This is a genomic window from Capsulimonas sp. (genome assembly GCF_039929585.1).
Taxonomy (GTDB): Bacteria; Armatimonadota; Armatimonadia; order Armatimonadales; family Capsulimonadaceae; genus Capsulimonas.
In genome coordinates, this window is the sequence record NZ_JBDSQY010000214.1 from 1 (window position 1) to 11706 (window position 11706).

6 protein-coding genes and 1 pseudogene are annotated in these 11706 nt (G+C 58.7%); 6 read left to right on the top strand and 1 reads right to left on the bottom strand.

Going from position 1 to position 11706, the window contains the following annotated elements; translation table 11 throughout:
* A pseudogene (locus ABIZ35_RS15775) lies at positions 1 to 408 on the top strand (hypothetical protein); the annotation flags it as partial.
* A 110-nt stretch (positions 409 to 518) separates the two neighbouring features.
* Here ABIZ35_RS15775 and ABIZ35_RS15780 read toward each other — a convergent pair.
* The gene (locus tag ABIZ35_RS15780; protein ID WP_348220879.1) at positions 519 to 4058 is read right to left on the bottom strand and encodes a carbohydrate-binding protein; all 3540 of its coding nucleotides are present in this window, start codon (positions 4056 to 4058) and stop codon (positions 519 to 521) included.
* Positions 4059 to 4463: 405 nt separating this feature from the next.
* Between ABIZ35_RS15780 and ABIZ35_RS15785 the strand changes: the two genes are divergently transcribed.
* The 5 genes from ABIZ35_RS15785 to ABIZ35_RS15805 all read left to right on the top strand — a co-directional run bounded on the left by ABIZ35_RS15785 (position 4464) and on the right by ABIZ35_RS15805 (position 11582).
* Complete coding sequence (locus tag ABIZ35_RS15785; protein ID WP_348220880.1) at positions 4464 to 5315, top strand: DUF1559 domain-containing protein; 852 nt, start codon at positions 4464 to 4466, stop codon at positions 5313 to 5315.
* Between the two features lie 137 nt (positions 5316 to 5452).
* On the top strand, positions 5453 to 7402 hold the full coding sequence (locus tag ABIZ35_RS15790) for a glycoside hydrolase family 32 protein (protein WP_348220881.1): 1950 nt from the start codon (positions 5453 to 5455) through the stop codon (positions 7400 to 7402).
* 4 nt (positions 7403 to 7406) lie between these two features.
* Positions 7407 to 8936, top strand: coding sequence for a sugar ABC transporter ATP-binding protein (locus ABIZ35_RS15795; RefSeq protein WP_348220882.1), 1530 nt, complete (start codon positions 7407 to 7409; stop codon positions 8934 to 8936).
* 202 nt (positions 8937 to 9138) lie between these two features.
* The gene (locus ABIZ35_RS15800; protein WP_348220883.1) at positions 9139 to 10587 is read left to right on the top strand and encodes an ABC transporter permease; all 1449 of its coding nucleotides are present in this window, start codon (positions 9139 to 9141) and stop codon (positions 10585 to 10587) included.
* Positions 10584 to 11582, top strand: a complete 999-nt coding sequence (locus tag ABIZ35_RS15805) for a substrate-binding domain-containing protein (protein WP_348220884.1) — start codon at positions 10584 to 10586, stop codon at positions 11580 to 11582. The genes ABIZ35_RS15800 and ABIZ35_RS15805 overlap by 4 nt, the downstream gene beginning before the upstream one ends.
* The last annotated feature ends 124 nt before the right edge of the window (positions 11583 to 11706 follow it).

The following is an 11706-nucleotide window of genomic DNA, read 5'->3' on the forward strand; positions in this document are numbered from 1 at the left end:
ATCGAGGAGGGGTTTGTTGCCGAAGGACTGACCATTGTCCGAGCCGTGCGCAGCCGCTATGATGGCCACGCGCGCAATCCCTTCAACGAGTACGAGTGTGGGTCTTACTATGCAAGGGCCATGGCAAGCTACGCGATTCTCAATTCCCTGTCCGGCTTCCGGTACTGCGCCGTCACAAAGACGCTGTGGTTTGCGCCAAAGGCCGAGGGAGAAGCGCCATTCCAGGCCTTCTTCTCCGCCGAAACAGGTTACGGCTCCGTGCGGCTGGCGGGAGACGTTCTGGAGATCAATATGATCGAGGGGCATCTTCAGGTCGATCGATTGATCTTAACCCGAAACGGTGATACTCAGGAAATTCCGTGGAATATTACGGCGCGCGATGGAGAGCGTGCGGTTAAGATCGTTTGAGTTCTGACGCCTGTCTTTTCGGCGAAGTGTATAACATCAGTGAATAACACAGAGGCCTGGAGATCGAATTATGATCTCCGGGCCTCTGCTTTGCTTGGATCGTGTCTCGTTTAGTTCGGCGTGACCTCAATTCCGGCGACCTGCGCGTTATCGACAGTCGCATGGAACTGAAGGATGATCTGACCGCTGGCGTTCACGGTCGTATCGAGATCCTTCACGTCCGCTTTATTGACCGCGCCGGCGTCCGCGAAGATATCGAAGTTGGTCATCAACTGGGTGTTGTTGACCACCACGTTGAACTTACGCTGCCCGGCGGCGGTCCAGTATGTCTCGGCGAAGTGCATGCGCAAGTGGTACGAAGCGCCCACCGGCAGGCTCGGGAATGTGTAGATGACGTCGCCGCCGTAGCGGGCGGTCTGGTAGACTGCGGCTGGAGCGGCGTTGGTCACGCCGGTCGTCGAGACCGTGGCGCCGCTGACGAGGCCGGTTCCGGCGCTGGTGAAGAACTGGTCCGCCGTGAACGGACTGGCGGCCGGTCCCCCGGCGTTGATCCGGTAGCTAGGCCCGACGCTCTTGACGTTGATCCAGTTGATGTCGTAACCGTTGCTGACATCCTGATAGAGCTGGATGACGTGCGCGCCGGCGGTGAGAGCCACCGTTCCGGAACTGATCGTCGTGAATGTGTCATAGCTGCCGGCGCCCGGTACGGTCATCGCTCCGGTGACATTGACGCCATCGACGCTGAAGTGGATCGTGCCGCCGCTTCCGCCCGAAGACATTCGCGCCTGGAACTGGTAGTTGCCGGCGGCGGTGACGTTCACCGTGTACTTGAGGTATTCCCCGCTGTTGGTCCAGCCGACCTGATTGCCGCCGCCGGTGTCGCGGACGACGGTGCGGATGTCGACATTGTCGCTGCGGTAAGCCCCGCCGGTATTGCCGGCGTCGTTGTCGTGGTAGGCCACGCCCTCACCGCCTAGGTCGTAATTCTCGGCCTCGATCTTGCCGGGAATGGGCCACGCGGTTCCGCCGTAAGGGGATTCCGTGGGAGCCGCCGGGTTGATCGTGATCGTCAGCGTCTTATTTCCGGTTCCTCCAGAGTTTGTGGCGCCCAGTGTGACCGTGGAGGTTCCCGAGGCCGTGGGCGTTCCTGAGATCAGACCCGTGCCCGTGTTAACCGAAAGACCCGCCGGCAGGCCCGAAGCGCTGTAGCTTGTGGGCGAGTTGCTGGCGGTGATTTGGTAAGAGAACGCCGCTCCCGCCGTGCCGGACGCCGTCGCGGCGCTGCTGATGACCGGAGCAGACACGACGGCTCCGCCGTACTCATAAGCGCCGGCGTCGTCCGCGCCGCCGCTCGGGCGGCCGCTTCCGGAGATATCCGTGGCGGGGTGGGGAACGGAGGTCGGGACGAAGTCAATCGCCGGCGATCCCGCTTTCAGCGTATAGCTGCCTGCGGCGGCATTGGTAAACAGCGCCGTGGTGGGGCTTGCGACCTGGATGGAATTTGTGTCGTAACCCTGCGCCTGCCACTGCGCCAGGTTCCAGACGGCGCCGTAGTTTAGCTGGAATGTGGCGCCGCTGTTGTAGATGTTGTTGCGGACGTTTGCGGCGCTCAGTGAGTTGCTTCCCGTGAAGGAGTTGATCGTCAGTTGGTTCGCCAGCAGGATGTTGCCGTAGACCTGTGCATTTGTGCCGTAGGTGCTGCCGAGCGAAGCCAGGCACAGGGCGGTAAAGCCGTTGCCGGCGTTCGCCGCAGTCACCACCGTATTGAAACGGAAGATGTTATTGTCGCCCCGTATCCAGACTGCGGAGTTATACGGCGCTGCGGAGTTCGTGCCTGTGATCAGGCAGTTCTGGATAACGTTGCCGCTGCCCGCAATATCCATGCTGGCGTAGGGGCCCATGATGTTCATGCCGTTGATGGTGACGTTCGGCCCAAGCGTGTTGACCTGAGCATTGTAGCAAACGCCGCCGTTTACCGTGATGATGGCGCCGCTGGCGCCATCGAAGGTGCAGTTATTGCCGGTTCCGTCTCCGCCGCTGTCGATCGCCTGGAAATTATTCAGCGTGACGGACTTCAGTGAATTGCCGTGATCGGTAAAGGCTTCATATTCAAAGTCGCCGCGGCCATTCCAAGTGTCGGCCTGATGTTCGGCGATACAGTTGTTATAGGTCGAAGTCTCGCTGAGGTTCGGTCCTTGATTGCCGAATGAGACATATGCCGTCTGTCCGGTCTGAACGTTCGGCATCGGGTAGGCGCAGTAGCAGCTGTTGAACGTGACGTTCGAACCGTCGATGACGGCGAACCCATGGCGGCCGTAGCGGTACACTTCACAGCCGTCCACCAGGACGTTGATGCCGGTGTTCACACCGTCGCCTTGGATGCGAACGCCGTAGCCGAGCGTCGGATTCTGGTTGGAGCCGCATTCGTCCACGACGATGTTTCGGAAGACCAGGTTGCTGTAGAAGCTGGAAGTCAGCTGATTTCCATTGCAAATCACGTTGTCGCGAACGCAGACTTCATACTGGACGCCGTTAGTGTTCGGGTTGGCGCCGCTGGTGCTGATCGTCAGAACGCCGCCGCTCCACTTCCAGCAGTTTGGCGTGTTGCTCGGATCGCGGACAACGCTTCCATCCCCCGTGCCGCCATTGAAGATATCGATCAGAAACGATTGGTTTGCAAGTACTGAGTTCACCTGCTGGGAGTAGGAATGAGTGTAGACGTTGCCGCCCTGGCTTACCCACTGCCCATCATTGACGGCGATCTGGTTGCTGCCCCAGAACTTCGGCTTGGCGCCGCCGCCATAGTCCGCGAAGGTGATTGGGTTATTGGGAGCGCCGCTGCAGAGCGGGTTCAAAACCTCGCGCCAGGTATCGCCCCGCTTGAAGAGGACTGAGTCGCCGGCTGTCAGCGTCATGCTGACCGCCTTCGCGATGGTCGCGAACGGAGACGCCTGCGTCCCGGGGTTGCCGTCGCCGCCCGTGCTGCTGCTGACATAGTAGGTGTGGACAACATGTGGGCTGATGGTGTAAGTGTTGATGACAAAGACCGCGTTGATATCGGCGATGCGCGCCTTTAGCGTGTGGACGCCTGCGGTCAGATAGGCGGACTGGTAGGTGGCGACGCCGAAGTTGCCCCAGCTGCTTGTCTGCGCGAGGGTGAGATTGCCCGGGGTGACATCAGTGTTGTCGAGCAGGAAGTCCATCTGCCGGCCCGCCTGTGCAGGCGCGGCGTTAACCTGAATGTCATAGTAACCTGTGCTCGCGACATTGACCGTGTAAGCCAGCCAGTCGCCTTGCACGACGTGGTTGCCAACCACGTATCCGTTCCCGCCGATGATCGTTCCAGTCGCGGTTCCATACTGATTGATCGAGTTGATCGGGACTGGCCCGTTAGCGTCGTCGGCGCGATACATGCCGCTCGCGGCCGGCTGCTGAATGTTGTATGCGTCTCCCTGGCCGCCCGTGTCGTAATTGACGGCGATGATCGTGCCTGGAACCGCAATCGGCGTTCCGGTAAACGGCGCGTGCGCCGAGCACATCGCCCCCGTGAGTAACAGAAGAGCCGTGGTGAGAGGAAGGCCGCTCAGTCGTTTCCGGCTGAAATGTTTTCGCTGTAAGCCGCCGCAAAAGTGCGTCGTGGATGTCGACATTCCGATCCTCCTAAATTTGTACTGCAATAATAGAGAATACGACAAGATATTACATCTATACTGCGCCGGAGGCTTAACGCCTATACCGTTCCAATCCGTCGAAACGGTATAGGGGCTAGTCCTTCTGGGTCGCAATAATCTCTATTAAACCGATTCGTTCGAGCATGAAGAGTAGCTCAGATTGTGACGCATGCGCTAGCAGTGTAGCAAAATCGCCTGACTATGCTAGCATAGTCAGTATACAACGGCTCCTGTGGTTTGTCAATGCAATTTTCTCATGCTCTCTTTTGTCTTCTGCGATTGATTGTCTTGAGAAAAACATATTGACATGCAAAACCGGTTGTGCTACAATGAGCACACCCTAACTTTGGGCCAGTTATCGTTCATTTGTGGAGGTTCACATTCATGTCAGTCACTCGATCGAAGAATATTCTTGGTTTCACTCTCATTGAGCTTCTCGTTGTCATCGCAATTATTGCGATTCTTGCCGCGATTCTCTTTCCTGTTTTCGCCAAAGCACGCGAGAAGGCGCGGCAGATCAGCTGTGCATCTAATCTCAAGCAACTGGGGCTGGGATTTCTCCAGTACATTCAGGATAACGACGAAACGTTTCCGGTTGGCGCCGTGAACAGTACGTTCACCCCCAATGACCATTTCGGAATCGGATGGGGTGGGCCGATCTATCCGTATGTCAAATCCACGGGAGTCTACGCCTGCCCTGACGACTCCACGCCAAACCAGCCAAACGCGACGCCGCCGATGTATAAAGTGTCGTATGCTCTCAATACGCACATCGTCAACTCCTACGCCAATATCAAGGGACAGCTCGCTGCACTCAATGCTCCTGCGGCTACAGTGATGCTGACGGAGGTTAACGGCAGCGTGGCGGATGTCGCGTTGATTGATGAAGGCTTATCCGTAGGAGCCACACGCGCTTCATGCGTCACTCAGGGAGACCAGAACCTGGGTATTAATCCTGGCGTCTCGGAACCGCTGATGCGGCTCGCTACCGGAAAGCTTGATGGGAACAACAACAACAATCAGACGGACGGTACGGCGGGGCGTCATACCGACGCCTCTAACTTCCTCCTCTGCGACGGCCATGTGAAGTGGCTGAAGGCAGCGAAAGTATCGCCTGGAAATAACCCCGCCGGCTCGCCGACGGATCAGCCCAATCGCTACGGAAACGCCGCCGGCACCGAGTTCTCTGGGAACACCAACTACCCGCAGTTCGCGGCGACATTCAGCCCGATGTAGTTTCGCATCTGCGCGGCAAGAAAGCGGAACAAAGTTTTCTTGACAAGCAAAACCGGTTGTGCTAAAATGACTGCATCCCGCCTCCACGCTTCGTTATTCAAGCGTGGAGGCGTCTTTATCGTTATCTGGACTTAATTATGAACCGTACTTCTCGTCGCCTTACCCAGCGCGGGCTTCTCTCGGCGGTGCTCGGCGCGGCCGTCTGCACGACGTATACCGCCTGTGCGCCTCGACCCTCTGCCGCCGTTGTCGCCGGTGCTGCGAACTCCGATATTGTGGTCGCCGAGTTTGAAAACGCCGGCTGGGACGGATGGGTAGCGCGAGGGACTGCGTTCGGTTCCGGTCCGGCGCTGGGCGTTCGCGTGGGGCAGCTGGACATTCGGGGCAATCACGGCAGCGGATCCGCCAGCAGCGAATTAGACGGAGATAAACCGATGGGGACTCTGACGTCGCCCGCCTTCACCATCGCCCGCCAGTTTATTTCGTTTGGCGTCGGCGGCGGGGATTACGAGCATCACGCCTGTATGAACTTGATTGTGGACGGCAAGACTGTACGCAGAGCCACGGGATACAACTCCGATACGCTGCGTCCGGTAAGCTGGGACGTGCGCCCGTTCTTGGGCAAGTCCGCTCACATACAAATTGTCGATGAGGCAAAAGGAGACTGGGGGCATATCAACGTGGATCATATTTTACAGACCAATCAACCTGATCGGCTTCCGGTCGTCTCGCAGCCTCTCTATCAGGAGACATATCGCCCGCAATTCCACTTCACCGCGCGTCAATGGACCGTCGATCGACTGAACCCAGGCATGCGTCAGGAAGGGTGGCTCAACGATCTCAACGGTCTGGTGTATTACGACGGCGAATACCATCTCTTCGCGCAGCGCTGGAATAAGTGCTGGATCCACGCGATCAGTCGCGATCTGGTGCATTGGACCGAGCTGGAGCCTGCGTTCTGGGAAGAAGAGCTGGATTCCGCCGTTCAATCTGGAAATTGCGTGATCGATTACGAGAACACTTCGGGGTTATCTCTGGACAAGAGCACGCCGCCGATGGTGGCGTTCTGGTCGCGCAACGACAATCGCAGCCACGGCATTACCTATAGCTTGGACCATGGCCGCACGTGGAAGTTCTACGCGCACAACCCGATCCTAGTTTATCCCGAGCGCGATCCGATGGTCTTTTGGCACAAGCCCACGCAGCGCTGGGTGATGATGATGTACGGCGATGGCCAGTATCATATCTTCACCTCCCATAACCTTCTCGAATGGAAAGACGAGAAGCATCCGATTCCCAACAGCTACGAATGCCCCGACTTCTTTCAGCTGCCCCTGGACGACGACCAGGCCCACATGAAATGGGTGCTGATCCGCGGAAACGGCAAGTATTCCGTCGGCAGTTTCGACGGCTCTGAGTTCAAGGAAGAAACGCCGCAGTTTGATTCCGACGCCGGGCCGAACTTCTACGCAACACAAAGCTGGGGCAATACCGACACGGGCGATGGTCGCAGGATCCAAGCCGCGTGGATGCGCGACGGCGTTTATCCCGATATGCCGTTCAACCAGCAAGTCACGTTTCCGTGCGAGCTGACGCTGCATACCACCCCGGATGGCCCGCGTCTTCATCGCGAACCGATCCAGCAAATCGCCAGCCTGCACAAGCATGAGGATCAGTGGGCGGACCGCACTCTGGCAGCCGGGGAGACATGGGATCTCAAGGAGACCGGCGATCTGTTCCACATCAAGATGGATGTCGATATTCCCGAGGGCGCGACCCTGAGATTTCACATTCGCGGCGTCCCGGTGACGCTCACGCGCCAAACAGTCGCCTGCGGGACGGACCCAAAGCCGATCTCCGGGCAGCTCAAGACCGTGGAAATCCTGGTGGACCGCACGTCGATTGAGGTTTTCGCCAATCACGGCGAGCTATCGATTTCCAAATGCTTCCTTCCGGATGAGAGTGGTCTGTCGCTGAAGGCGGACGGCGCTGGAATCACCATTCCCTCGCTTTCCGTGTTCCATCTGAACTCCGCATGGAAGAAAAACGACGGGGCTATTGCTTTCTCAAAGAAAGCGGGATCGTAACGCGATGGGGCATCCCGTGAATGTCGCCTCCGCGCCTTTGCTCTTGATGACGGATATCGAGAAATCGTTTCCCGGCGTCCGCGCCATCAAGCACGGACATCTGGAGGTGCGCGCGGGGGAAGTTCACGCGCTGATGGGGGAAAACGGCGCCGGGAAAAGCACGCTCATCAAGATCCTCTCGGGCGCGCACCGCCCGGACGGGGGAAGCATCGCGATTGACGGCGCTCCCATCACCATCAAGAACCCGCTGGATTCACAAGCGCATGGGATCGCGGTGATCTACCAGGAGTTTAACCTCGTCCCCACGCTCTCGGCGCGCGAGAACATCTTTTTAGGGCAGGAACCGGGGCGCGGCGCGCTGTTATCGATCGCGGACGAGCAGCGCCGGGCTTTGGAGCTATTCGAGCGCCTCGAAACCCGAATCCCTCCCGCCACGCTCTGCCGCGATCTTTCGGTGGCGCAGCAGCAAGTTGTCGAGATCGCCAAGGCCCTCGCGCGTAATGCGCGGATCCTGGTCATGGATGAGCCGACGGCGGCGCTGAGCCAGAACGAAGTCGAAAAACTATTTGCGATCATTGAAGACTTGCGCGCGCAGGGACTTGGGATTATCTATGTCAGCCATCGCCTGGACGAGATATTTCGTCTGTGCGACCGCATCACCGTGATGCGTGACGGTGAATACATCACCACCGAGCCGACTTCGCAGCTGACGCGCCAGCGTGTGATTGAGCTGATGGTGGGGCGTAAGCTGGAAAATGAGTTTCCAAAACGCGAACCGAAGATCGGTCCGGCGCGCCTGGAAGTGCGGGGATTGAGGCGCGGCGCGGCGGTGCGTGGTGTGAGCTTCGATTTACGGCGCGGAGAAGTTCTCGGCGTAACGGGGCTTGTGGGCTCTGGGCGCACGGAAACGGCGCGTCTTTTGTTTGGCGCCGATAGACGGGACGCCGGCGAAATCCGCCTCGATGGACGACCGCTGGCTCTGCGCTCGCCGGCCGACGCGATCCGTGAGCGGATCTGTCTGCTGACGGAGGACCGCAAGGCGCAGGGGCTGGTCCTGGGGCTCTCGATTCGGGAGAACTTCGGGCTGCCCAACCTCAATGCCTTTTCCCGCTGGGGTTTGGTGCGGCGGGGCGAGGAAAAACACGCCTTCGCTCAGTACATCGAGAGCCTGCGCATCAAAGTCTCGCATCAGGAGCAGCCGGCGCGAAATCTCTCCGGCGGCAATCAGCAAAAAGTTGTTCTCGCCAAATGGCTCCAGTCGAACGCGGATATCATTATTATTGACGAACCGACGCGCGGCATCGATGTGGGCGCGAAGTACGAGATTTACCTGCTGATCAATGAGCTCGCCGCGCAGGGCAAGTCGATCTTGATGATCTCGTCCGAACTGCCCGAAGTGCTGGGGATGAGCGACCGTATCCTCGTGATGCATGAAGGCCGGATCGCCGGCGAGATCGAAGATGTGGCCCACGCAACACAGGAACAGATTTTGGGATTTACGGTAGCGCACATCGATGTCGCCGTGTCCGCGTGACCCAGAGATGGGCGTGATTGATCATTGTTAAACGCCCCACAAATGGAAGTTTGTGGGCTACGCTGAGGCAAAACCAGCTGAAGCAGGTTGAAGATTAATAAGGCGATTACGTGACCCAAGACTCTGCTTCAGCTGACTTCGCCCCAGCCTAGCCTACAGCCTTCCAGCTGTAGGAACGAGGTAGTTTTGTGGAGGTTTGGAAATGACTCGTCCCGCCTTGAGTGGCTCGACTTTTCGTGATATTGGGAAGACCTTTTTGTCGAGTTACGGGATGGCGGTCGTGCTGCTGCTGCTGTGCGTGTACTATTCCTGGGCGACCCTGCAAGTGCGTCAGCCCGAAGGCGACGCCGCCGCGCAACTGGTCGCGTCGCAGATCGGCGGGACATTGCCGAAGAGCGACGCCGTGATGGTGGTGGGAAGCGCCAGCGACAGCGATCGGCTCTTCGCCGCCGGCGCCGCGCGGCGGTTGAAGAACTCTGGTTACACCGTTGTCGGGCCCGTTCTTGGCGATCCCGGCATAGTCCGCCGCGCGTTGGTGGATGCGGAAAAGACCGGTGTGCGCCTGGGCGCTGTCGCCACCACATCCGCCTGCGCTTCATGGACGGTGCTCCAAGACATTCCGAAGAAGTACCCCCGTTTTTCCGCCACGCGCCTGTATTACGGAAAGAGTTACCGCTGGCCGCTGTTCCTGCAAAGTGAAAATTTGCTCAACATTGCGAACCAGACGGTCGTGGTGGCCGTCATCGCGGTGGGGATGACGCTGGTGATCATCACCGGCGGCATCGATCTTTCCGTCGGCAGCCTCGTGGCGCTGGCGGCCGTCGTTTCGACTTCTCTTATCCGCAGCCATGGCGGGGCAGGGGCGACGGATGCGTCGATGGTGTCGGCGGGCGCTGCGGCGGTCTTGCTCTGCGCCGGTATCGGCCTGTTTTCCGGCGTCACGATTACGGCGTTCCGACTGCCGCCGTTTATCGCGACATTGGGGGTGATGCAGATCGCCAGCGGGATCGCGTTTATTCTGTCCAAAGGCGCATCGATTTACAGCGTTCCCGACGCCTTCACGCAGCTGGGGCGGGGAACGGGATTTCTTGGGATCCCCTACGCTGTCATGATGATGGCCGTGATCTATCTGGCTGCCCATTTTCTCATGACCCGCGCCAAGCTGGGCCGGTATATTTACGCGGTCGGAGGTAATCCTGAAGCGGCGCGGCTCTCCGGCGTGCGGGTAACGCCGATCATCCTTCTGGTCTACACGCTTTCGGGAGCGATGGCCGGTCTGGGCGGCCTGGTGCTCGCGTCTCAGCTCAAAAGCGGCGCGCCGACGTATGGCGTCTCCTATGAACTGTACGTGATCGCGGCGGTCGTGGTGGGCGGCGCTAGTCTCAGCGGCGGGCAGGGCAAGATCTTCGGCACATTGATCGGAGCGTTTATTATTGCCGTGATTCAAAATGGCATGAACCTCACGGGAGTCCAGAGCTACACACAGCGCGTTGTGCTGGGCGTCGTCATTCTCGCCGCTGTCCTGCTGGATATGCTCAAGCATCGTGACTGGCGATGGCTTCGCCCACGCAGCGACCGCAAGACGGCAATCGTTCCGCCGGCGTTCCCCGAACCCGACGCAATTGGCAAACAGAAGGAAACAATTTCATGAAACTTCGTCCCCTCCATTCACTGATCCCCGCGGCCTCAATCGCGCTGTCGCTTTTGATCGCCGGGTGCGGCAGTAACCACACCGACCAGGGCGCCGGCCCCGCCCCATCTTCGGGCCAAGCCAAGAGCACGATCGGAGTTTCGCTGCTGACGTCGACAAACCCGTTCTTCAACGACATGGGGCAGGCGATCCAAAAAGAAGCGGCCGCGAATAACATGCAGGTCGTTATCACCTCCGCCGACTATGATCCCGCGAAGCAGAATGATCAAGTGAATAACTTCATTGCTCAGAAGGTCTCCGCCATCATTCTCAATCCCGCGGACTCCCGATCCATCGGCACGGCCATCGAAGCCGCCAACAAGGCGGGCATCCCCGTCTTCACAGCCGATATCGCTTCGCTCTCGAAGACCGCCAAAGTCGTCTCGCATATCGCCACTGATAACCTCGCCGGCGGCCGCCTTGCCGGCGAGGCCATGGTGGAGGCCCTGGGCGGCAAAGGCAAGGTCGCTATTCTGGATAATCCCGTCACCGAATCCGTCATGCTTCGAACCCAGGGTTTCGAGGAAGTCATCAATCGAAACAACGCCAAAGGCCCTGGGAAGATCGAGATTGTGATCAAGCTGCCTGGCGGCGGCGAGAAAGACAAATCGTTCAAGGCGACCGAGGACATCATGCAGGCGCACTCGGACATCAACGGGATTTTTGCGATCAACGATCCTTCGGCACTGGGCGCGGTGGCGGCGCTGGAAAAATCGAACAAAGCCGGTCAAGTGAAAGTCGTCGGGTTTGACGGACAGCCGGAGGGCAAGCAGGCCATCAAAGACGGAAAAATTTACGCCGATCCCGTACAGTTTCCCGAGGAGATCGGCAGGAAAACCGTACAGACAATCGTAAAGTACATGGCGGGTGACCAGACGCCGGCGCAGATCCTAATTCCGACCCAAATCTACAAGAAAGCCGACGCCCTGGCCGACAAATCTCTTTCCGCCAAATGACCGAATTCCGGGAACAAGCATTCAGGCTAGTACCATGTTAACTTGATTCTCGCGGTTAACTTGATTCTCGCGTTTTCTCGTCAGAGACCGGCGAATGAATTCGCGGCTCAAAGTACGTTCATCG